General features: G+C 69.4%; 17 protein-coding genes. 4 read left to right on the top strand and 13 right to left on the bottom strand.

Features of this window, described 5'->3' with window-relative positions; all coding sequences use genetic code 11:
- The first annotated feature begins 27 nt into the window (after nucleotides 1-27).
- On the top strand, nucleotides 28-1,473 hold the full coding sequence (locus tag GGQ96_RS01185) for a mannitol dehydrogenase family protein (protein ID WP_184110758.1): 1,446 nt from the start codon (nucleotides 28-30) through the stop codon (nucleotides 1,471-1,473).
- 13 nt (nucleotides 1,474-1,486) lie between these two features.
- On the opposite strand, the gene GGQ96_RS01180 is transcribed toward GGQ96_RS01185, so the two are convergent.
- The 3 genes from GGQ96_RS01180 to GGQ96_RS01170 are packed head-to-tail and all read right to left on the bottom strand — an operon-like array spanning nucleotide 1,487 to nucleotide 5,841.
- Nucleotides 1,487-1,852, bottom strand: a complete 366-nt coding sequence (locus GGQ96_RS01180) for a response regulator (RefSeq protein ID WP_184110756.1) — start codon at nucleotides 1,850-1,852, stop codon at nucleotides 1,487-1,489.
- Entirely contained in the window at nucleotides 1,845-5,291 is a 3,447-nt protein-coding gene (locus GGQ96_RS01175; RefSeq protein WP_184110754.1) for a CheR family methyltransferase, read from the bottom strand. Before GGQ96_RS01175 ends, GGQ96_RS01180 begins: the two co-directional genes overlap by 8 nt.
- Nucleotides 5,284-5,841 (bottom strand): PAS domain-containing protein, encoded by a 558-nt coding sequence (locus GGQ96_RS01170; protein ID WP_184110752.1) that lies wholly within the window; start codon nucleotides 5,839-5,841, stop codon nucleotides 5,284-5,286. The genes GGQ96_RS01175 and GGQ96_RS01170 overlap by 8 nt, the downstream gene beginning before the upstream one ends.
- A gap of 189 nt (nucleotides 5,842-6,030) precedes the next feature.
- Between GGQ96_RS01170 and GGQ96_RS01165 the strand changes: the two genes are divergently transcribed.
- The gene (locus GGQ96_RS01165; RefSeq protein WP_184110750.1) at nucleotides 6,031-8,058 is read left to right on the top strand and encodes a M3 family metallopeptidase; all 2,028 of its coding nucleotides are present in this window, start codon (nucleotides 6,031-6,033) and stop codon (nucleotides 8,056-8,058) included.
- Nucleotides 8,059-8,077: 19 nt separating this feature from the next.
- Here the strand turns inward: GGQ96_RS01165 and GGQ96_RS01160 are convergent, their stop codons facing one another.
- Together GGQ96_RS01160 and GGQ96_RS01155 are read right to left on the bottom strand one after the other, a co-directional pair.
- On the bottom strand, nucleotides 8,078-9,043 hold the full coding sequence (locus tag GGQ96_RS01160; protein ID WP_184110748.1) for a 2-hydroxyacid dehydrogenase: 966 nt from the start codon (nucleotides 9,041-9,043) through the stop codon (nucleotides 8,078-8,080).
- Nucleotides 9,040-9,315, bottom strand: a complete 276-nt coding sequence (locus GGQ96_RS01155) for a UvrB/UvrC motif-containing protein (RefSeq protein WP_184110746.1) — start codon at nucleotides 9,313-9,315, stop codon at nucleotides 9,040-9,042. The genes GGQ96_RS01160 and GGQ96_RS01155 overlap by 4 nt, the downstream gene beginning before the upstream one ends.
- Before the next feature lie 68 nt (nucleotides 9,316-9,383).
- On the opposite strand from GGQ96_RS01155, the gene GGQ96_RS01150 reads away from it, so the two are divergent.
- On the top strand, nucleotides 9,384-10,151 hold the full coding sequence (locus tag GGQ96_RS01150) for a hypothetical protein (RefSeq protein ID WP_184110744.1): 768 nt from the start codon (nucleotides 9,384-9,386) through the stop codon (nucleotides 10,149-10,151).
- Here GGQ96_RS01150 and GGQ96_RS01140 read toward each other — a convergent pair.
- On the bottom strand, nucleotides 10,146-12,788 hold the full coding sequence (locus GGQ96_RS01140) for a M1 family metallopeptidase (protein WP_343058887.1): 2,643 nt from the start codon (nucleotides 12,786-12,788) through the stop codon (nucleotides 10,146-10,148). The two genes, GGQ96_RS01150 and GGQ96_RS01140, sit on opposite strands and share 6 nt — an antisense overlap.
- Before the next feature lie 102 nt (nucleotides 12,789-12,890).
- On the opposite strand from GGQ96_RS01140, the gene GGQ96_RS01135 reads away from it, so the two are divergent.
- Nucleotides 12,891-13,382, top strand: coding sequence for a metallophosphoesterase family protein (locus tag GGQ96_RS01135; protein WP_184110740.1), 492 nt, complete (start codon nucleotides 12,891-12,893; stop codon nucleotides 13,380-13,382).
- Nucleotides 13,383-13,391: 9 nt separating this feature from the next.
- Here GGQ96_RS01135 and GGQ96_RS01130 read toward each other — a convergent pair whose 3' ends face one another.
- The 7 genes from GGQ96_RS01130 to GGQ96_RS01100 form a co-directional block, all read right to left on the bottom strand.
- On the bottom strand, nucleotides 13,392-13,733 hold the full coding sequence (locus tag GGQ96_RS01130) for a cobyric acid synthase (protein WP_184110738.1): 342 nt from the start codon (nucleotides 13,731-13,733) through the stop codon (nucleotides 13,392-13,394).
- Nucleotides 13,734-13,755: 22 nt separating this feature from the next.
- Nucleotides 13,756-14,124, bottom strand: a complete 369-nt coding sequence (locus GGQ96_RS01125) for a hypothetical protein (RefSeq protein WP_184110736.1) — start codon at nucleotides 14,122-14,124, stop codon at nucleotides 13,756-13,758.
- A gap of 35 nt (nucleotides 14,125-14,159) precedes the next feature.
- Entirely contained in the window at nucleotides 14,160-15,215 is a 1,056-nt protein-coding gene (locus tag GGQ96_RS01120; RefSeq protein ID WP_184110734.1) for a LacI family DNA-binding transcriptional regulator, read from the bottom strand.
- The gene (locus GGQ96_RS01115) at nucleotides 15,215-16,708 is read right to left on the bottom strand and encodes a tryptophan halogenase family protein (protein ID WP_184110732.1); all 1,494 of its coding nucleotides are present in this window, start codon (nucleotides 16,706-16,708) and stop codon (nucleotides 15,215-15,217) included. Before GGQ96_RS01115 ends, GGQ96_RS01120 begins: the two co-directional genes overlap by 1 nt.
- A complete protein-coding gene (locus GGQ96_RS01110) occupies nucleotides 16,705-17,736 on the bottom strand; it encodes a cupin-like domain-containing protein (RefSeq protein ID WP_184110731.1) in 1,032 nt (343 codons plus the stop codon). The genes GGQ96_RS01115 and GGQ96_RS01110 overlap by 4 nt, the downstream gene beginning before the upstream one ends.
- Nucleotides 17,723-18,451: a SapC family protein gene (locus tag GGQ96_RS01105; RefSeq protein ID WP_184110730.1), complete on the bottom strand. Its 729-nt coding sequence runs from the start codon at nucleotides 18,449-18,451 to the stop codon at nucleotides 17,723-17,725. The genes GGQ96_RS01110 and GGQ96_RS01105 overlap by 14 nt, the downstream gene beginning before the upstream one ends.
- A 115-nt stretch (nucleotides 18,452-18,566) precedes the next feature.
- Entirely contained in the window at nucleotides 18,567-21,614 is a 3,048-nt protein-coding gene (locus GGQ96_RS01100; RefSeq protein ID WP_184110729.1) for a TonB-dependent receptor, read from the bottom strand.
- Nucleotides 21,615-21,720 lie beyond the last annotated feature (106 nt).

Raw genomic sequence — 21,720 nt, 5'->3', positions numbered from 1 at the left:
ATGGCGAGACGCCGTGGGGGAGAGGATATGGAAAAGCTGTCGAACGAGACCCTGGCCCGCGTGCCCGCCGATGTCGCGACGCCGCGCGGCCGGGATGCGGTGACGGTCGGCATCGTCCATTTCGGCCCCGGCGCCTTCCACCGCGCGCATCAGGCGGCCTATGTCGACTCGCTGCTCGACCGCGATCCGCGCTGGGGGATTGCGGTGGTGTCGATGCGCAGCCGTGGCACGATCGATGCGCTGGCGGCGCAGGACGGGCTCTACACGCTGGCGATCCGCGATGCCGAGGCCAGCTTCCGCGTGATCGGCGCGCATCGCCGATTCCTGTCGCCCGAGGATGCCGCCGAGACGCAGGCGCTGCTCGCCGACCCGGCGGTTGGGCTGGTGACCAGCACCGTGACCGAGAAGGGCTATTGCCTGGCGGCGGACGGCACGCTCGACCTGGCGCATCCCGATATCGTCCATGACCTGGCCGGGCCGGGCGCGCCGCGCAGCCTGGTCGGCTGGATCGTCGCCGGCCTGGCCGCGCGGCGGGCGACCGGCACCGTGCCGTTCGTGGTGATGCCCTGCGACAATCTGGCGAACAATGGCGCCAAGCTGCGTGCCGCGCTGGTCGCCTTCGCCCAAGCCCGCGATGCGGACCTTGCGGCATGGATCGACGCCAGGCTGGACGTGCGGTCGACCATGGTCGACTCGATCACCCCGGCGAGCGACGCGGCGCTGGGGGCGACGGTCTTGGACGCGTTGGGCGGCCTGGGCGATGACGCGCCGGTGCAGCGCGAGGCGTTCGCGCAATGGGTGATCGAGGACAATGGCCGTCCGCTTGGCCCCGACCTCGCCTCGGTGGGCGCGACGTTGACCGACAATGTCGCCGGATATGAGCGCGCCAAGCTGCGCATCCTGAACGGCAGCCACTCGACCCTGGCCTATGCCGGCCTGCTACGCGGGCACGAGAGCGTCGCGGGCGCGATGGCCGATCCGGCGCTGGCCGGCTTCGTGGAGGCGATGATCCGCGACGAGATCGCCACCGTTCTGCCCGACGTGCCGGGGCTCGACCTGGCGGCCTATGGCGCGGCGGTGCTGGCACGCTTCCGCAATCCGGTGATCGTCCACCGGCTGGACCAGATCGCGCAGGACGGGTCGCAGAAGCTGCCCTATCGCCTAGGCGACACGCTGGCCGCGCACCGGGCGGCGGGGCGGATGCCGCGCCATGTCGTGGCGGCGCTGGGCTGCTGGATCGCCTTCCTCATCACCCGCGCGAGAGCGGGCGCGCCGATCGTCGACCCGGCCGGCGACCGGCTGGCGACAATCGCTTCGGGCGGCGATCCGCTGGCGGTGACCAGCCGGCTGGCGGAGGCGGCGATTGGCCTTCAGCCCGGTCTGTTCGAGGATGCCGCGGTGGTCGAGGCGATCGCCGGGGCGGCCGGCGACGCGCTGGCGGGGCGGTGGGAGACGCTGCTCGGCGCGGCTTGAGCGAGTGGCCTGATCAGCCGCCCTGCACGCAATGGTGCAGCGCGGCGGTCAGATCGGCCGGCGCGCTGGGCTTGGGGCAGATCTGCGCCTTGGGATAGCGGCGGCGCAATTCGCCGTCATCGGCATGGCCCGAATGGAAGATCAGCGGCACGCCATCGGCATAGAGCCGGTCGGCGGCCGGGAACACAATACCGTCGGACAGCCGCACGTCGAGCAGCGCAGCGGCAAGCGCCGCGCTGCCCAGCCGGTCGATCCGATCCTGCGCCTCGCTGACGCTGGTGCACGGCCCCTCGACGGAGAAGCCGGCATCCTCGATCGTCATCTGCAGGTCCATGGCGATGAACAGCTCGTCCTCGACGAGCAGCACGACATCACTCATCGATCAGCACGCTGTGCGGCAACAGAATCTCCATATGGAAGCGCCCGGCCTCGACCGAGCGGGTCAGCGTGCCGCGCAACTGGCGCACGCTGGTGTCCACCAGGATCGAGCCGAAGCCCGGCTTGGCGGCGGCCGGTGCCTCGATGCGTTCGCATTCCTCGTTCCATATCACCCTCACGCCGCCTTCCTCGCAGCGCCAGCCAATGGTCAGGCCGTGCGCGTCGGGGCTGCTCAACGCGCCATATTTGATCGAGTTCGTCGCCCATTCGTGCAGAATCAGCGCGATCGGCGACAGGCATTCGCGATCCAGCGTCAGCGCCGGCCCCTCGATCCCGATCCGGCCCTGGTCGTCATAGGGGGCAAGCGTCGCGGCGACGAGGTCGCGCAGGTTGATCGCCTGGGAGGCGCCGGCGGGGGAGGCGAGCGAATGCGCCCGGCCGAGCGCGGCGATGCGGTTGCGGATATCCTCCGCGAAGCCCGGAACCGCGACATGGCTGCGCGCGGCGATGGTGATCATGCCGGCGATCACCGCGAACAGGTTCTTCACCCGGTGATTCATCTCGCGCAGCATCAGGTCGCGGGTTTCCGCCAGCAGATGTTCCGGCGTCACGTCGATCGACACGCCGACCAGCCGGCTGGGCTCGGAATTGGCGACCAGCCGCCCGATCCCCTTGACCCAGCGGATCGCCCCATCGTCGCGGCGAATCCGGAACGTCGCCTCGAAATCGCCCTCGCCCCGGATGGTCCGGTCCAGCGCGGCGCCGATCACCGCGCGGTCCTCGGGCGGCACGCGCGACAGGACGGGGTCGATGTGCGCCATTTCGGCATCGCCCGCTCCCAGCAGGTCGCGCTCGGTGGGGTCGAGCACCGTCGTGCCGGAGTCCGGGCAATATTCCCAGACGCCGATGCCGGCGGCGCGGATCGCCAGGTCCAGGCGCTCGCGCTCGGCGGCGAGCTGGCGTTCCAGCGCCAGCGCGTCGGTGATCTCGGTCAGCACCAGCGTCGCGCCGTCGGTCTCGCCCGACTGGGTGTGATAGGGCAGGACGCGCATGGAGAAGACCCGGCCGCCGTCCAGCGTCGTTACCCGGCGCTGGATCGGCAGCGCGCCGCCGGCCACCGCGCGCGCATCGTCGAGATGTGACGATCCCGACAGGCGACTGGCGACATCGGCGAGCGGCCGCCCGCGATCGGCGGGCTTGAGCGGGAAGACGCTGGTCGCCGCCTCGGTGAAGCTGCGCACCCGCTGGTCGGCGTCGAGCACCACGACCGCCAGGTCGGTCGACTCGTAAAAGTTGCGCAGGTCGGAATTGGCGACGGTGAGTTGGTCGACCTTGCTCTTCAGCTCGTCATTGACGGTGGAGAGTTCCTCGTTGGTCGATTGCAGCTCCTCGTTCATCGACATCATTTCTTCGTTGGAGCTCTTCAGCTCCTCGTTCGCGGTCTCCAGTTCCTCGATCGCGGAGCGCAGTCGGTGGCGGGTCAGGCGCAGCTCGTCCTCCAGCGCCTCGAAATGATCGTCGCCCGACTCCAGGTCGTGCAGTTCGCCGCCGTCGTCCGGGCGGAACGGGCCGGTGTCGCGGAACACGCAGAGCAGTGTGCCGTCGCCGAGCGGATCGCAGATCACCTCGACCGGCTGGACGCCGTAATCCGTCTCGATCTTGACGTCGCGGGCGATCACCCGGCGACGCTCGTCGCGCGCCTGGCGCAGCAACGGGCCGATCACGGTGCGCAACCCGGCGCGGGCCAGGTTCACCGCGCTGCTGCCGCCGGTGCGGGTGACCGGGAACTCGAAATACCGGCCGAGCTTGCCATAGGCGGAGATGATCGCGCCGTCCTGGTCGACGACCAGGCTGGGCGGGGCATAGCGTTCGACCAGCCGACGCACCGCCAGCCGTTCGTTGACGAGCGTCGGCGGTTCGACGCCGCCGTCGCGCTCGCGGCGCAACGGCCGCTCGCGACCGCCGCCGGGCAGGTCGATGGGATAGCTAGGCGCGCCGGGCGAGCGTTCGAACAGCCGCGCCTGCTGGTCGATCGGCCGGAACAGATGCTCGAAGCGGCTGACCGACTCGGACGGGCCCAGGAACAGGTAGCCGCCCGGCCGCACCGAATAATGAAGCAATGGCACTACCGATTGCTGAAGCCGGTCGTCGAAATAGATCAGGAGATTGCGGCACGACAGCAGGTCGATGCGCGAGAAGGGCGGGTCCTTCACCAGGCTGTGACTGGAAAAGCGGATCATGTCGCGGATCGCGGACGACATGGTGAACCGCTCGGCATGGAGGATGGTGTAGCGGTCGCGCAGCTCGGCCGGCAGGTCGGCCAGGGCGGAAGCGGGATAGGTGCCCTCGCGCGCGATCGCCAGCATCTGTTCGTCGATGTCGGTCGCGAAAATCTGTACCGCCAGCGGCTGGCCTGACAGCCGCGCCGCCTCTGCGAACAGCATCGCGATCGTATAGGCTTCCTCGCCGCTGGAGCAGGCGGGGATCCAGACGCGGATATCCTCGTCCGCCGTACGCTGGCGCATCAGCGGCTCGATCGCGCGGGTGCGCAGCACCTCGAACGCCTCGGCATCGCGGAAAAAGCGGGTGACGTTGATCAGCAGGTCGCGGAACAGCGCCTCGCACTCCCGCGGATCGGTACGGATGCGCGCGAGATAGGCCCGGCCCGTGTCCAGACCCAGCACGTGCATCCGCCGCTCGACCCGGCGGACCAGGGTCGAGCGCTTGTAGCCGGAGAAATCGTGGCCGATCGCGTTGCGCAGGACATGGCAGAGATCGTCGACATGGTCGGCGACGATATCCGCCTCCACCACGCCCGGACCCCGCTGACGGCGATCGAAAAAGGTGCGGATGCATTCCAGGATCTCGCCCGCCGGCTTGACGAAGTCGACCAGGCCGGTGCCGACCGCCGACAGCGGCATCCCGTCATAGCGCGCGCTTTCCGGCTGCTGGACCAGGCAAACGCCGCCATTCTCCTTGATGGCGCGCAGGCCGGTGGTGCCATCCGCGCCGGTGCCCGACAGAATCACGCAGGCGGCATTGGCCTGCTGGTCGACGGCGAGCGACTGGAAGAAATCGTCGATCGGTCTGCGCAGTCCGCGCGGCTGCTGGAAGTCGGTCAGCTCCAGCCGGCCCTCGCGGATCGCCAGGCCGTGCCCGGGCGGGATGATGTGGACGGTATCGGCCGCGATCCGCTCGCCACCCGCGCATTGCAGCACCCTCAGCCCCGTGGTGCGGTCGAGCAGCTCGGCCAGCATGCTCTCGTGATTGGGATCGAGATGCTGAACCACGACGAAGGCCAGGCCGGTCGGCAGCCGCGCCGGCGCCAGCATCTCGCGCAGCGCCTCCAGGCCTCCGGCCGACGCGCCGATGCCGACGACCGGCACGGCGGCGGTGGCGGGCGCCGCCGCCGACTCCTGGGCCTGGACGACGTTATGCATGGCTCGCCATGTCGAGGCCCGCCAGCATCATCTTCGCTTGGGCGATGGTGGCGGCGCTGTTGGCGATGGTCAGCAGCGTGCCCTCCACCACGATCCCCGCCTCTTCGGCGATCGGCACCAGCTTGCCCAGGGTCGCCTCCAGCGCGCTGTTGTAGTCGGCCAGCAGCTCGCCATGCGAGCGGCTCACATCGAATTGCGAGGCGAAGAGATAATGCGACCCGCCGCTCATGGCGCGCAGCCGCGACATATAGAGGAGGTTGACGAAGGGCCGGCCATCCTTGCGGAAATTGACGATCAGCGTCCGCACATTGGGCTGATGCTCGTTGGCGATGAACTCGCGCAGCCGCGCGCGCGGTTCGATGTTCGGGGCATTGTGCTGGAGCATGCGACAGTTGCGGCCGATCACATCCTCGGGCTCATAGCCGGTCAGCGCGGTGAAGGCGGCGTTGACATGGACCAGCGGATTGTCGTCCGCCGCCGAGGCCACCGCCAGCGCGACACGGGAGTGCCGCAGATAGTCGACCAGCGTTGAGGGTAGCTCGGATTGCACGTCAGGCCCGTCGTTGGAGAGACATGGGGGTTAGCCCCATAAACCTTATCTAGACAAGGGCCAGGCAGAAAGGGTCGTACCTCGCGGCGGCGATTTCCGCCGTCCCGCTTTGCGACACCGGGTGCACGGGGGCGATCGCCGCCCTATGTAACGACGAGACCCGTCCGTCCGATTAACGAGAGAGTGTCCATGACGACTGCCGCTCTGACCCTGCCGACCGAACTGCCGTCCTTCTCGGCGCTGACGCCGGAGGCGATCCTGCCCGCGCTGGACCAGGCGATCGCCGACCAGGACGCGATCGTCGCACGGCTCGTGGTCGAGCGTCCGACCGATTTCGAGACGGTGTGGATGCCGCTGGAGCGCGCCAGCACCGCAATCGACGCGCTCTGGTCGGCGGTGTCGCACCTGCACGGTGTCGCCGACACGCCGGAGCTGCGCCTCGCCTATGCCGAGGGCATGGGCCGGCTGGTCGAGGCGAGCACGCGGCTGCACCAGAACCGCGACATCTACGACCTGCTCGTCGCCTTGACCGCCGCGCCGGCCTTTGCCGACCTTCCCCGGCCCGACCGGGTGGCGGTGGAGCGGGCGACCCGCGACTTTACCCTGTCGGGCGTCGCGCTGGAGGCGGACGCGCGAGCGCGCTTCGCCGCGATCTCTGTCGAGCTGTCGCAACTCGGCACTGAATTCGGCAGCGCGGTGCTGGACGCCACCGATGCCTGGTCCGAACACATCACCGATCCGGCGCGGCTGGCGGGTGTGTCCGATGCCGATCGCGGCATGTTCGCCGCCGCCGCGCAGGCCAAGGGGCTGGACGGCTGGCTGGTCACGCTCCACCAGCCGAGCGTCAGCGCGATCCTGACCTTCGCCGAGGATCGCGACCTGCGCGCCCGCGTTTACGAAGCCTTCGGCACACGCGCATCGGACCGGGGGCCGGACGCCGGTCGTTTCGATAATGGCGCGCGCATTGCCCGGCTGCTGACGTTGCGTCACGAGCTGGCGCATCTGCTGGGCTACACCGATCCGGTGGCCTTGTCGCTGGCGACCAAGATGGCGCCGGACGCGGGCGAGGTGCTGACCTTCCTGCGCGACCTCGCCAAACGGGCCAAGCCGATCGCCGAGCGCGAACTGGCCGAGCTGCGTGATTTCGCAGCGGCCGAGCTGGGCATCGTGGATCTCCAGCCCTGGGACGTCGGCTTCGCCAGCGAACGGTTGCGCGCCTCCCGCTATGCGGTCGACGAGCAGGCGGTGCGCGCGCACTTCCCGGTCGAGCGGGTGCTGGAAGGATGGCAGGCGCTGCTCGGCCGACTGTTCGGCATTCGTCTGAGCCGGCGCGAGGATGTCGACCTGTGGCATCCCGACGCACGCTATTATGACGTTGCCGACGAGGATGGCGGCGTGTTCGCAGGTCTCTATCTCGACCTGCACGCCCGGCCCGGCAAGCGCGGCGGCGCCTGGATGGCGGAGGCGCGGCCGCGCCTGCGCGACGGCAATATCGTCAGCGTCCCGGTCGCCTATCTGGTGTGCAACTTCGCCCCGCAGGGGACGGACACGCCGTCGCTGCTCAGCCATGGCGATGTGTTGACGCTGCTGCACGAGACCGGCCATTGCCTCCATCACCTCTGCACGCTGGTCGACCGGCCGGGCATCGCCGGGACCAGCGGCTTCGAATGGGACGCGATCGAGCTGCCCAGCCAGTTGATGGAGGATTTCGCCTGGGATCGGGCGGTTCTGACGAGCATGTCCGGCCATCACGCTACCGGTGCGCCGCTGCCCCCGGCGATGTTCGAGGCGCTGGTCGCGGCGCGACGCTACCATTCGGCGATGATGGTGGTGCGGCAGATCGAGTTCGCCTTGTTCGACCTGCTGCTCCATCTCGGCACGATGGGCACCGATCCGATGGAGGTGCTGGAGGCGGTGCGCGACGAGGTGGCGGTGATCCGGCCGCCCGAATGGCACCGCTTCCCACACGCGTTCAGCCATATCTTCGCCGGCGGCTATGCGGCGGGCTATTACAGCTATCTGTGGGCGGAGGTGCTCGCCGCCGACGGTTTCCAGCGCTTCGCCGAGGCGGGGCTGGTCGACCGCGCGACCGGCGACGCCTTCCGCGCCGAGGTGCTGGCGCGGGGCGCCAGCCGGCCCGCGGCGGACAGTTTCCGCGCCTTTCGCGGCCGCGATGCCGGGATCGACGCCCTGCTGGTCCGGCGCGGGCTGGCCTGAGCCGAGTGACGGAGACGCGTCAGCCGCGCGTCTCCGCCACCGGCGTCAGCGCGCGGCCGGTCGTGAACCAGGTGGCAAGGTTGTCGACCACCAGCCGGCCCATCGCCGCGCGCGTCCGCTCCGACGCCGAGCCCAGATGCGGGAGCAGCACGACCTGCTCCATCGCGACCAGCGCCTCGGGCACGTTCGGTTCGTCGGCATAGACGTCGAGTCCGGCGGCGAGGATGCGGCGTTCCGCCAGCGCAGCGACCAGCGCATCCTGGTCGACGACGCTGCCGCGTGCGACGTTGACGAACACGCCGTCCGGCCCAAGCGCGTCCAACACCGCCGCATCGACCAGATGGCGGGTGCCGGCCCCACCCGGCACGATCGCGATCAGCACGTCCGATGCCGCCGCCAGTCCAGTCGGGCTTTCGTGATAGGCATAGCTTACGTCCGGCTGTCGCGAGCGGCCGTGATAGGCGATCGGAACGTCGAACCCCTCCAGCCGCCGCGCCACTGCCTTGCCGATCGCGCCCAGTCCCAAAATACCGACGCGCCGGCCGCGCAAGCTCGGCGACAGCGGAAAGGGGCCGCCGGGCCAACGTCCGTCGCGCACGAACCGGTCGGCCTGGGGCAGGCGGCGCAGCGTCGCGAGCAGCAGGCCGATGGTCAGGTCGGCGACCTCCGCGTCGAGCACGCCCGGTGTGTTGGTGACGGTGATCCCGCGCGCGGCGGCGGCGGCGGCATCGATCGTCTCGTAGCCGACGCCGAAATGCGCGACGATCTCCAGCGCCGGAAGCCGGTCGAACCAGCCCGCGTCGATCCGCCCGGCCGCGCCGCCCACCGCCATGCCCCGGATGCGGGGGGCGATGCTCGTCAGATAGCGGTCCGGATCGGACTGCTCCCACAGACGGTGCAGTGCGAAGCGCTGGTCCAATGCCTGGACCACGCCCCGCGCCATCGGGGCGGGCATCAGGATATCGGTGCGATTCGGCGCCGTCATCGCCGACGGCCGGTGCTGCGGGTGTTCAGATCGGGCCGGGGCGGCGGCGTCCAGCCGGGGGGCGGGGCGGGGCGTTGCTGGCTGGTGCCCAGGCCCATCGCGCCCGGTCGCTGGCGGGTCAGCCCCGCATCGCTAGCGGCCCGCGCCTCCTCGGCGCTCGCGCCGCCGCGCATCAGCGCGATCTGGTCGCGCAACCGCGACGCGCGCTCGAAATCGAGCGCCAGCGCCGCCGCCTCCATCTTGGCCTGCAAGGTTTGGATCGTGTCGTCCATCCGGCGGCAACGCGCCGAACGGCGGATCGGCCATGGACCCGGGGCGGAAAAAGGATCATGAATTCGGCATGAGCGACGATCCCGGACCGCCAGCGCCGATGATCCACCGGGCGCGCACCGTTGCCACCGGCCTCGCCTATGTCGGCCTGACCCATGCCGAGGATCTGCTGCGCCGCCTGTCGCCCGAGGGACGCGAGCAGGCGCGACGCGAGCGGGTGGCGAAGGCACGGCGGCAACAGCGGCTGATGATCCGGCTGGTCTTCGCCGCCGTCGCCGCGATGCTGGCCTGGGCGGTGCTGGACCTGCTGGTGCCGTCCGCCATCGCGCTGGTCCTGTCCGTCGCGCTGATGCTGGTGCTGGCGACGCTGATCGTCACGCGGGCCCCGCCGCGCGTGCCGGGGCGGGAGGCACTGGCCGGCGCGGCGCTGCCCGGACTGGCGGGGGAAGCGGGCGTCTGGCTTGCCGCGCAACGGCGCGGCATGCCCGTGCCGGCGCTGCGGCTGGTCGACGACCTTGGCCGCCGGCTGGATGAGCTCGCCCCCCGACTGGGCGCGCTCGACCCCCGCAGCCCCACCGCCGAGTCGATGCGCACATTGGTCGCAGTGGAACTGCCCGCCCTGGTCGAAGGCTGGCGCAGCGTGCCCATCGCGGCCCGCCGCGCCCGTCATGCCGATGGCCGCACGCCCGACGACCATCTGGTCAACGGCCTGCGCCTGATCGACGCCGAACTGGCCCGCGCCACCGAGCAACTGGGGCGCGGGGCGCTGGACGGGATCGCGGTGCAGGGCCGCTATCTCGAGCTCAAATATGACGATGGCGGCGGCCGGCCGCTATAGCGCGGCCCGTCGAATCCGCACCGTCAGCGCCAATTCGTCGCGAGCGGTCAGCAGCTTGCGGCGGATGTCGATCGGCAGGGCGGGTCGCGCCGCCAGGAAACCGTCGACCACCGCCAGCGCCGCCGGGTCGGCCTGGCCGCCCACGAACGCCTCGATCCAGGCGGGCAGGAAGAAGATGCGCCGGTTCTGGCGGATCCATTCCAGCCGGTCGAGCGCCGGACGCAGAAAGGGGAGGGTCAACGCTGCCTGTTCGATCGCGTTGAACGCGCCCAGGCTTTCGCTGGCCCAGGCCTCGTTGAGCGTCGCATCGTCGAAATAGCGGGTGAAATAGGCGGCCTTGACCGACCGGTCCGGCGTCGCGGCGCGGGCGACGAACGCGTCCTTCACCGCCTCGCTGGAGCGGTCCTGCCGCTGCTCCGCGGCGAACAGCGCCGCCGCGTCCGGCGCACCGAGCGCGATCAGCCGCCGTACGATCGCCCAGCGGGTCGGCTGGCGGATCGCCGCGCCCGCCAGCATCGCGCGACCCGCCAGGAAGTCGCGCAGCCGGGCGAGCGCCAGCGGCGTCCGCGCGGTGGCGACCAGCCGGTCGAGCGCGTCCTTGCGCAGGCCATAGCCGAGCTGCGGATCGTCGATCCGCGCGAGCAGCGCCGCCTCCCAGCGCGGGCGGAGCGAAGCGGCCTCGGCGTCGGGCAGATAGAGGTCGAGCGCGGTCGCCCCGCGCGCCAGGATGGTGCGCGAGATCTGCTCGTCGCGCTCGCCCGGCAGATGGTCGAGCAGCACCGTGACATAGTGGTCGGGCGCGACGCGAAGGTCCCGGACGCTGTCCCACAATCCGCTCCACAACAGGGCGCGGAGCAGCGGATCGGCGACGGTGCCGACCCGCGCGACGATCCAGGCGATGGTCCGCTCGTCAGGCAGGAACAGGCCATAGCCCTGGTCCTCGTCATTCGCCCAGACATAGTCCGGCATCGGCAGCCCCGCCGCGCCGGGCAGGCGTGCGGTCGTGCCGTCGAACGCGGCGTCGAGCACGACATCGTCACGGTCATGATAGCCCAGCCGGACGCGCACCTTCATCGGCCAGGCTCCCTCGGGATCGCCGGGCAAGGCGCGGACCGGGCGTTGGACCAGCGTCAGCGCGCCGATCCGGTCGCCCGCCGGCACCAGCTTCGTGTCGACGCGCGGCAGGCCGGTGCGCAGCATATAGTGCCGGCCGAACGCGCCCAGATCGACCCCCGACGCCGTGCCGATCGCGCCCAGCAGGTCCTGCCAGGTGGCATTGCCATAGCCATGCCCGCGGAGGAAATCCCGCAGGCCGCGGCGAAAGCCGTCCTCGCCGACCAGGAAGGCGAGCTGTTTGATGACCGCCGGCGCCTTGTTGTAGACGATCGGGCCATAATTGCTCTTGGCCGCGTCGAGATTGTCGAGCGGCTGCCACAGGGCCTGGGTGCCGCTGGTCGCGTCGGCGCGATAGGCGGGCGTCTTGGTCGACAGGAGAAAGCTGGTCCAGGCATTGCTGTCCGGTTGCAGCTCGGCCTGGATGCGGGCCGCCATATAGGTGGAGAAGCCCTCCTTCAGCCACAGATCGTCGAACCAGCGCATCGTCACGAAGTCGCCGAACCACTGGTGGCTGATCTCGTGATAGATGGTCGCGTCGCGGTTGACGCGCTGCGGCAGCGTCGGCGGCTCGCGGAAGACGAAGCGGTCCTCGTTGTAGAAGACCGCGCCGACATGCTCCATCCCGCCGAACGGGAAGGCGGGGGCCAGCACCAGGTCGAGCTTGGCGAACGGATAGGGGATGGCGAACCAGTCGGCGAGCCAGTCCAGCGCGGCGCGGTTGGCGGCGATCTGCGCCGCGGCGTCCACCTCGGCGCGGCGCGAGCGGCGCGCGAAGAGGCTGATCGGCCGCCCGGCTGCGGGGGCGGAAGTCCAGTGCGTCCAAGGGCCGGCGGCGAAGGCGGCGAGATAGGTGGAGATCGGTTCGGTCTCCGCGAACCGCCAGCGCATGGTGGCGCCGGCCGCTATCTTTTCCGCGAGCGGTCCGTTGGCGATGACCGTCCGGTCGGCGGGCGCGGTCAGCGCCCAGCGGAACCGCGCCTTCAGGTCGGGCTGGTCGAAACAGGGGAAGAGCAGATTGGCGTCGGACGGGACGAGCAGGGTGTAGAGATAGACGCCGCCATCCTTGTCGTCCCGGTAGCGGATGATCGCCGCGCCGGACGCCGCGATCGGGGTGGCGAACCGGGCGGTGACGCGGTTCGCGCCGGTGCGCAGCAGTGCTTGCGGCAGGGTCAGGTGGCCGTCCGCTCGCGCTTCGGTCGTCAGGGGGCGGCCGTTGACCATCAGTTCCGAAAGGCCGGCACCCCGGAAGTCGAGCACCAGGTCGCCGCTGCCGGCGACGCGGTCGAACCGGATGACGGCATCGCCGATCGCGCTGTCCTCGCCGGTCAGGTCGAGCGACAGGTCGTAACGGACGTTCGCAATCTGGCGGGCGCGGCGATCGGCCAGCGCATGGGCGATACCGGGGCCGGGGCCCGAGCCCGGTGTCAGGCCCGCGCTTCGGGCCCGGGCCGCGGTCCACAGGCCGGCGGGCGCGAGCATGGCGGCGCGCAGCAGCGCGCGTCGATCGTCGAGGAAATCCACATCGGCCCCTAAGTCGTTCAGCGCCGGACGATAAGGCGCGGTGCGCGCGCGGCAAGCCATGTCGCGACGGCACCGCGCCGGTCCACGCTCGTTGCGGACCGCATGACGCTCTTCTTCACCGCCGACACGCATTTCGGCGACCACCGCACGATCAACATCCAGAAGCGGCCCTTCGCCGATGTGGCCGCGATGGATGCGGTGCTCGTCGAACGCTGGAACGCCGTGGTCGGGCCGGAGGACCAGGTCTGGCATTTGGGCGATTTCGCGCGTCGCGCGGCGGACGTGCCAGCGCTGCTCGCGCGACTGAACGGGGCCAAGCATCTGCTCCGCGGCAACAACGATCCCGACGCCACGGTCGCGGCGGCAGGCTGGGCGAGCGTCGGCGACTATGCCGAGATCGAGGCCGAGGGCCATCGGCTGGTCTTGTGCCACTATCCCTTTCGTAGCTGGAACGGCCAGCACCGGGGCGCCATCAACCTGCACGGCCACAGCCATGGCCGGCTGAAGCCGATGCCGCGCCAGTTCGATGTCGGCGTCGACGTGCACGGCTTCGCGCCCGTCCGCCTGGCGGAAATCCTCAACCCGGCGGCATGACGCGCCCGGCTATCGCCGCTTCTTCGCCGTGGTGGCGGTGAAGTCCGGGTCCTTGTTTGCGACCCAGTCGACGAACTTGCGCACGTCGGGATGCGCCAACAGCGCGTCCACGTCCATGCCGTGGCGCTGCAGTTCGGAATTGGTGAAGTTCGCCATCAGCGTCTGCTGGCAGATCGGGTGCATCGGCACGACGTCGCGCCCGCCGCGGCTCTTGGGCACCGGATGGTGCCAGACGACGGCCTTGCCGGTCGGTCGGCCGCACAGCCAGCAAGCGACGATCGCGGGCGGCGCGTCGTCCTCGTCCGGCTCCGGCACCGGATAGGGTTCATGTTTCGGGTGCTTGCGCGCCATGGTTCGGATTCGTCTTCCTCTGTTACCGGCCGCCCTGATAGCGCAGGGTATTGGCGAAGCCGTCATTGGCCTTGGTCATCTTGGCGACCTTGCGCAGATGGGCGCGGACGTGGCGTTCGTACCGGCGGTCGTCGTGCACGCCCGTGGCCGGATACGCCTCCCGCGCCAGCAACGCCTTCACCTGCGCCGCGAAGGCCGCCTGATCGTCGGCATGGCCGCCGGTCTGGAGCGCGCGGCAGACCCATTCCTCGGCGGCGGCCAGGTCGTAATCGTCGTTCGCGGCGTAACCGCGCCGGTCCGCCGCCGCCTGGTCAAGCCGGGCCGCCTCAATCCGGCTGGCCAACCATCGGCGGACCTGGTCGCCGTCCCAGTGCTTCGACGCGTCGTTCATCGCTGGTCCCTTCGAGCGCTGGCGGTCGCCGCCTCCTACGCGCCGACCGGTCGCCCTGTCGAGGCGCGGACCGCGAGCGTCGCCGGCACGATGACCGGCGCGGCCAGCGGCGCGCCACCAGCCCGTTCGGCGATGACAAGCGCGACGGCCCGCGCGGTCACCTCGGCGATCGGCTGGACGATCGCGGTCAGCGGCGGGTGGACGAAGCGGACGATCGGCGTGTCGTCGAAGCTGACGACCGACAGCGCGCCCGGCACGTCCAACCCGCGTTCGCGGGCCAGTTCCAGCGTGGCAAGCGCCATCTGGTCGCTGCTGGCGATGATCGCGCTCGGCGGCGCCGGCCCGTCCAGCAGGGCGAGCGCGGCGGCGCGGCCGGTCTCGAAGCCGAAATCGCCCTGGGCGAGCAGGCCCTCGGTCGGCAATCCAGCCTCCGCCAGCACCGCGCGCCAGCCGGTGACCCGCCGGCCGCTCAGCTCATAGTCGTCGGGGCCGGCGATGAGGCCGATCCGGCGATGGCCCAGCGCGACCAGATGTTCGGTCGCCAGCCGCGCCGCGCCCTCGTCGTCGATCGCGACCGCGAAGCCCGCGCCGGGCTTCAACGACCCGATCCTTGCGAAGCTGATCCCCTGCGCCTCCAGCAGCCGGGTGATCAGCGGGTTCTCCGAATGCGGCGGGGTGAGGATGACGCCATCGGGCTGGATCGCGGCGATCGCACCCAGCAGCTCGCGCTCGATATGGTCGCTATGCGTGTCGACCAGCTCGACGAGCAGGCGATAGCCATGCTCCGCGCAGGTCAGCATCCCGCCCAGCAGCATCTGGTCGACCCAGTCCGTGCCCTGCCGGTTGCGCCAGCCGGCAATGGTCCGCTCGCGGTCGTTGAGCGCGACGATCAGATAGGAGCGCGATCCGGCCATGCGCTGCGCCGCGATCGACGGGACATAGCCGAGCCGGGCGATCGACGCCTGGACGCGCTCCATCATCTCGGGCCGGACGTTCGGCTCCTTGTTGATGACGCGGCTGACCGTCTGGAGCGAGACGCCCGCATCGGCGGCGACGTGACGGATCGTCACCGCCTGGCGACGGCGCGCCATCAGGCGGGGGCCGCGCCGCAATAGCGCGCGACATAGTCGGCATGGCGCGGGAGGCCTCGCACCGTCGTCGCCACGCCCTGGCGCAGGCCGCCCAGAAACCGCGCCAGTTCCGCGTCGGGCAGCTTGGTGGCGATCGGGTGATGCGCCTGCGGCACGATGCCCTGGCCCAGCATCACCTGAATCCAGCTATTCTCGGCGAACAATTCGTCGTTGCGTCGGAAGACGCGGCCGGTCTGGCGGAACAGGCCGATCTTCTGCGCCAGGCTGTCGGGGATGTCCATCGCCGCGCAATAGCGCCAGAAGCCGCTGTCGCGCCGCTCGGTGACCTTGTAGTGGAGGATCAGGAAGTCGCGGATCTGGTCCATGTCGGTCAGTTGCTGGTCGTTGAACTCGGCCACGTCGTGCGACGAGATCGGGCCAGCGGGCGGCAGCAGCCGGATCAGCCGCAGGATCGCGCGCTGGATCAGGTGAATGCTGGTCGATTCCAGCGGCTCCATGAACCCGCCTGACAGGCCTATGGCGACGCAGTTGCGGTGCCATTGGCGGCGGCGCGCGCCGGTGACGAAGCGCAGGTGGTTGGGCTCGGTCAGCACCGCGCCCTCCACATTGCCGAGCAGGCGGTCGAGCGCGCCCTCTCGGGACAGGTAGCGGCTGCAATAGACGATGCCGTTGCCGACCCGGTGCTGGAGCGGGATGCGCCACTGCCAGCCGGCGTCATGCGCCATCGCGCGGGTATAGGGGACGGGCGGACGGACGCTCTCGGTCTGCACCGCGATTGCGGCGTCGCAGGGCAGCCAATGCGTCCAATCGTCGTAGCCGACATGCAGCGCCTGTCCGATCAGGAGGGCACGAAAGCCGGTGCAGTCGAGGAACAGGTCGCCTGCGACCCGCCGGCCATCGTCCAGTCGCAGCGCGGCGATGTCGCCGCTCTCGCCATCGAGTTCAATCTCGGCGATCCGGCCCTCGACTCGCATCGCGCCGTCACCCTCCGCCATGCGACGCAGGAAGCGGCCATAAAGGGTCGAGTCGAGCTGATAGGCGTAGCTCATCCGATCGTCGGGCAGATGCGCGAACTTGCCCTCGCGCGCGGCGATCAGTTCGAGGCAATAATCGTCATAGGGCTCCATGTGGCCACGCGTCCGGCCATCGAGCCAGAAATGCTGGAAGCCGGCGGCCCAATGATCCTTGCCGGTCAGGCCGAAGGCGTGGAAATAGCTGTCCTCGGGTCCCTTCCACCCGTCGAACTGGATGCCGAGCTTGAAGGTCGCCTGGGTGGCGGCCATGAACTCAGCCTCGTTGATGCCGAGCAGCCGGTTGAAGGTGATGAGCGGCGGGATGGTCGATTCGCCAACGCCGATGGTGCCGATCGCGTCGGACTCGACCAAGGTCACTTCGACGGTGCGGCCCAGCGTGCGGGTCAGCGCGGCAGCGGCCATCCAGCCGGCGGTGCCTCCCCCGGCGATGACGATGCGGCGGGGCGTGACCGCGTTCATCGGCTGAGCGCCCGCAGCAGGAAGCCGCGCAGCCGCCCGGCCAGCTCCGGCGTCATCGGGTCCAGCACGCCGCGTCCCCCCTCCGGGATATGCGCGGTGACCCGGTCGTCATTGTCGAACACATAATGGTCGAACATGTCGCGCCAATGCGCCTTCTGGTCGGCGGGCAGGTCGCGGATCGCCATCATCGCATGGTTGAGCGCCTCCTGCGGCTGGCCCATCCAGCGCGGGCTCTCGCGCCACCAGTAGTTGACCAGCACGTTGAAGTCGTCGAGCCCCTCGACATGGTGCCACCAGAGCGCGGGGATGTGGAGCGCGTCGCCGGGCCCCATCTCCACCACCAGGCCGTGCGCCACCGCCTCGGCGAAGCGCGGGTGGCGGACGAGGTCGGGCGCGTGGAAGTCGACCATGCTCACCGCGCGGCCGGCGGGGGTGTTGTCGACCGGGCCCAGATAGAGGTTGCGGAACTGCTCGCGCGGGAACAGCGTAAAGCGGCGATGGCCGACCGCGACCACCGCCAAGTTGTGCGGCACGTCGTTATGCGCGGCGATGCGTGTGCGGCCGCCCATCCAGATGCTGGCCAGCGGCTCGCGATCGCCGAGGTCGATCTGATTGGCGGCGTGAAGGCCGTCGAAATATTGATGCACGTCGATCGAGGCGAGATACACGGTCGGCGCGTCCGGATGGCCGGCGAAGGAGGCCAGGCGCGCGAAGATTTCCGGCAGTTTGGCGTCAAAGGTGCGGAAGTTCATCGCCATCGCATCGTCGTAGAACAGCCGTCCGCCGCTGCCCGGCTGACCGACCGAGACGGTGAAGGGCCGGTCACGGTGATGCCGCAGCAGATAGTCGCGCGCCGCGTCCGCCGATCGCAGGCCCGCCTGCACGAGGGGCCAGTCGGCGGCGAGGCCGCGGACGACGAAGGGTGCGTCGGCCGCGCGCAGCCGGGCGTCGAGCGCGGCGGCATCCGCCACCGTCACCTCGGTCACCGGCGACAGGCCGGCGAGCGGTCCCTGATCAGCCCCGGCCATGCGCGATCCGTCGATTGCGCCGCCCGACCAGCTCGCCGAACTGTTCGAGCGATGCGATGGCCATGTAGATCGGCAGCAGATGGCCGGCCGCGTTCAGCTCCGCCAGCATGCCCGCGTCCAGCGTCGCCAGCCGATCTTCGGCGATGATGTGGAAGCCGACCAGCTGGTTGCGCGACCCGTCGTCCAGCGTCACGTCGAGCGTGAAGGGTTCGAGCAGGTCGTGGCGCTGGAGCGCGGCGAAGAAGTCGGGCGCGGCGCGATAGCCCTGGTCCAGCGTGCCGAGCAGGCCGGCGACCCGGTCCAGATAAGGGGTCGGCCGGCCCATCGTGTCGAACAGTCGCTCGCCCTGGCCGCCCTGGTCGATACGGGGGGAGGACAGGTCGATATGGACTTGGCCGATGCCGTCGTCGGTCGGCGAGCCGCCGATCAGGAAGGGCTGGATCTCTATCGCCAGCGGGCGATAGCGCGCGTCCCACCGGCCATCCTCCAGGAACAGGTTTTCGCCATTTTCGAATCCGAACATCGCCAGCGCGGTGAAGCGGTCGCGGGTGTCGCTCAGGCGGAACAGGATCGGATATTCGCTCTGCACCGCGCGGAATTCATCGGGCACGGTGATGCAGCACATCGCCGCATCGCCCAGCGCCGCCGCCCGCTCGGTGCGGATGGTCAGGTCGCGGTGCGCCTCGGCGGTCAGGATCGCGTGCTGGCTGGTCATCGAAGGCAACTCTCGTCGTTGGACGTCCGGCGGCCGGACCGTGCGCAGACGTGCCGGTCCCGCACGAAAAAAGCCAGCCTTCCCGGTGGGGAAGGCTGGCAGGCCGTGGGGGAACTCAGAAGGTGAAGCGCACGCCCGCGGAATAGCGCGCGTCCTGCTTGGTCACGAAATTGATATTGCGGTTGGAGCGCAGATGGCCGCCGCGATTCTCGCCCAGGATGTTGATCCCCTCGGCGAAGATGGTGACGTTGGGCGTGATCGCATAGCTCGCCGTCCCGTCGAGCTGGCCATAGGTGTTGACATAGACCGGGTTGGTCCCGGCCCCGGCCAGATAACCCTTGCGCCAGTTATAGGCGGCACGCGCGTTGATCCCGTATTTGTCGAAGAACAGGACCGCGTTGGCGCTGTCCGACAGGCCGGTGATCGCGAACTGCGACACGGTGGAGGGCAACTGGTTGTTGTACGTCCGGTTGCCGTTCACGATCGTGTAGTTGAGGATCGTGCCGAAGCCGGTGTCCCAGAAATTATGCTGGACGGCGAATTCGAACCCGTCGACCGCGGCGGTCAAGTCGCTGTTGAACGGCGTCGAGACGACGAAATTGACGGATGGATCGTTCGGCTGCGCCAGGATCGTCACCGGGTTGCCCTGCGCATCGCGGGTCACGGTGGTCGGATAGGCCGTGCCGATGAAGTCGCGGATGTTGGCGAAGGTCAGGTCGCGGCCGGCGGCGGTCAGCGCGGCGATCGCGGCCTGATAGCGCGGGCCGCCGACGGGCGTGGTGATGCCCGGCAGCGTCGTGTTCACCTGGGTCTGGCCGATATAGTTGGACACATCCTTGTGGAAGTAGCCAACCGAGAGATAGCTGTCGCTGGTATAGTACCACTCCGCCGACAGGTCGATGTTCTTGGACTTGTACGGGACGAGGCCGGGATTGCCGACCGCGCCGGTGCCGCCGCCGACGCGGAAGAGCTGGTCGATGCGGCGACCGCCCTGCAGGCTGCCATAATCCGCGCGGGTGATGGTGTGGCTGTACGAGGCCCGCAGCTTCACGTTCTCCAGCGGCTGGACGTCGAAATCGACCGAGGGAAGCCAGTTCTGGTAGCTGCCCTTGAAGGTCGTGAAGCCGCTGCCCTCGAACAGCACGTTGAACTCGTTCTGCGAATTCTGTCGCGCGCCGACCGGGGTCGGCACCAGCGCCGAGGCGGAGACGGTCGTGTTCTCGAACCGCAGGCCCGCGATCAGGTGCGCGGTGCGCGAGAACAGGTCGAACTTGCCGTTGAACTGGGCATAGGCCGACATCGTCTTCTCGCGGATGCGCGAGTCCGTATTGTACGGGATCAGGCACTGCCCGTTGCCGCCGCAGATGTTGTAAGCATCGTCGAGCAGCTTGACGACGCTGGGCAGGTCGAAGCTGTAGAAGGACTTGATGATGTTGGGGTCGTTCGCGCCGCTGATGCCCTTGAACTTGTCGGGAATGCCGGTCAGCGTGAACAGGCTGTCGGGCAGGAGCGCCGCTGCCGCCGCGCGCTGCGCCGCGCTGTCGCCGCCGGTGCCGCCCCAGGTGTCGTTCTGGAGCACGCTATAGGCCGAGCGGACCTTGTTGTCGGTATATTCCGCGCCCCAGTCCAGGCTGTCCATGACGCCGTGGCCATGGTCGTAATGGCCGCGCACCTGGACCTGGTTGATCCGGTCGCGGAAGTAGGAATTGCGGAAGGCGTTGCCGGTCGGCACGATGTTCGCCGCGTTCAGCGGATCGATGCCGGGATACATGTTGTACGAGATGACCGGCAGGTCGTTGTCGAAGTTCAGCGTCTGGTTCTGGATGCCGAACACCGCCGTGCCGACCGAGTTGCTGTTGCCATAGGGGCTGTTGGGCTTCGACACCGCGGTCGAATGATGCGCATCGAGCGTCATCGTCACGCCGCCCGGCGCGTTCCAGGTCAGGTTGCCGCCCAGCGACTTGTTCTCGCTGCGCACCGCCGTCTGCGAGGCGGAATAGGCCAGGTCCTTGGCCTCACCCGCGCCGAACCGCTCGGTGTAGAAGATCGGGCCGGCGACCGGGCCGTCGGTCCAGGCGCTCAACGTATCGTTGTGGTTGTACCAGATGCCGACGCTGTTGTCGCGGATGTCGATGGTGTTGCGCGAATAGGTATAGTCGACCGTCGCGGTCAGCTGGTCGGTCGGGCGGAATTGCAGCACCGCCTGGCCGTTGATGCGCTCGCGCCGGCCGTTGACCACGTCATAGCCGCCATTCTGCGGCACCTGGTAGACATCGGTCGCGTCGGGGCGGTTGGTGATGTTGGCGTAGCGCGGGTCGCCCGGCATCGCCAGCGACCCCCAGTTGTTCTCGTTGCCCAGATAGCCGTCGCGCCAGCCGATATTGGCGGAATTGGCGCTGAAGTTGCGGCGCTGGTACGCACCGGTGACCAGGATGCCGATCCGGTCGTCGGCGAAGGTGTCGGAGAGGATGCCCGACACCTCGGGCGTGATGTCCTTCTTGCCGTTTTGCGAAGTGTCGACGACGCCGCGCGCCGAGATCGAGCCGCGCAGGCCCGGCTTGTCGAGCGGGCGGGGGGTGCGGATGTTGATGGTCGAGCCGATGCCGCCGGTCGGCACCGTGGCGCGGCCCGACTTGTACACTTCGAGCGCCGCGACGCCTTCGGACGCCAGGTTGGCGAAGTCGAACGAGCGCGAGGCGGGCGCGCCGTTGCCGTCGCCGATCGTCGAGGTCGGCATCTGCCGCCCGTTCAGCGTGACGAGGTTATATTCCGGGCCAAAGCCGCGCACGGTGACGAACTGGCCTTCGCCGTTCGACCGGTCGATCGACACGCCGGTGATGCGCTGGAGCGACTCGGCCAGGTTGGTGTCGGGGAACTTGCCCATATCCTCGGCGCTGATCGCATCGACGATGCCCTGACCGTTGCGCTTGATATTGATCGAGTCGCGAAGCGAAGCACGGATGCCGGTGACGACGATGTCGCCATCCGCCTGACCGGCCGCGCCGTCGCTGGTCGCGGGCTGGGGGTCGGTCTCGGACGGGCCGGGCGCGCCCATCGTGGCGGCCGCATCCTGCGCGTGCGCGATGCCGGGCAGTGCGGTGAGCGCGATGGTGGAGACGGTGATGGCGAATTGCGAAAGCAGGCGAGCGTGGGCGCTACGCATGAAGAACCTCCCCTGTATGTCGCACGGTCTGCGGCCGTGTCGTTGAGAACGTTCACTTCGCTTAGGACAACGTTGCTGTCAAGCGGCTCTTGCAGATTGAAACTGC

Source organism: Sphingomonas abaci, assembly GCF_014199625.1.
Taxonomy (GTDB): Bacteria; Pseudomonadota; Alphaproteobacteria; order Sphingomonadales; family Sphingomonadaceae; genus Sphingomonas; species Sphingomonas abaci.
This window is presented reverse-complemented; position numbering and strand designations above follow the sequence as displayed.

Coding starts and splice junctions, on each gene's coding strand:
- GGQ96_RS01185 (WP_184110758.1), top strand. CDS start 28: ATGGAAAAGCTGTCGAACGAGACCCTGGCCCGCGTGCCCGCCGATGTC.
- GGQ96_RS01180 (WP_184110756.1), bottom strand. CDS start 1,852: ATGAGTGATGTCGTGCTGCTCGTCGAGGACGAGCTGTTCATCGCCATG.
- GGQ96_RS01175 (WP_184110754.1), bottom strand. CDS start 5,291: ATGCATAACGTCGTCCAGGCCCAGGAGTCGGCGGCGGCGCCCGCCACC.
- GGQ96_RS01165 (WP_184110750.1), top strand. CDS start 6,031: ATGACGACTGCCGCTCTGACCCTGCCGACCGAACTGCCGTCCTTCTCG.
- GGQ96_RS01160 (WP_184110748.1), bottom strand. CDS start 9,043: ATGACGGCGCCGAATCGCACCGATATCCTGATGCCCGCCCCGATGGCG.
- GGQ96_RS01155 (WP_184110746.1), bottom strand. CDS start 9,315: ATGGACGACACGATCCAAACCTTGCAGGCCAAGATGGAGGCGGCGGCG.
- GGQ96_RS01150 (WP_184110744.1), top strand. CDS start 9,384: ATGAGCGACGATCCCGGACCGCCAGCGCCGATGATCCACCGGGCGCGC.
- GGQ96_RS01135 (WP_184110740.1), top strand. CDS start 12,891: ATGACGCTCTTCTTCACCGCCGACACGCATTTCGGCGACCACCGCACG.
- GGQ96_RS01130 (WP_184110738.1), bottom strand. CDS start 13,733: ATGGCGCGCAAGCACCCGAAACATGAACCCTATCCGGTGCCGGAGCCG.
- GGQ96_RS01125 (WP_184110736.1), bottom strand. CDS start 14,124: ATGAACGACGCGTCGAAGCACTGGGACGGCGACCAGGTCCGCCGATGG.
- GGQ96_RS01120 (WP_184110734.1), bottom strand. CDS start 15,215: ATGGCGCGCCGTCGCCAGGCGGTGACGATCCGTCACGTCGCCGCCGAT.
- GGQ96_RS01115 (WP_184110732.1), bottom strand. CDS start 16,708: ATGAACGCGGTCACGCCCCGCCGCATCGTCATCGCCGGGGGAGGCACC.
- GGQ96_RS01110 (WP_184110731.1), bottom strand. CDS start 17,736: ATGGCCGGGGCTGATCAGGGACCGCTCGCCGGCCTGTCGCCGGTGACC.
- GGQ96_RS01105 (WP_184110730.1), bottom strand. CDS start 18,451: ATGACCAGCCAGCACGCGATCCTGACCGCCGAGGCGCACCGCGACCTG.
- GGQ96_RS01100 (WP_184110729.1), bottom strand. CDS start 21,614: ATGCGTAGCGCCCACGCTCGCCTGCTTTCGCAATTCGCCATCACCGTC.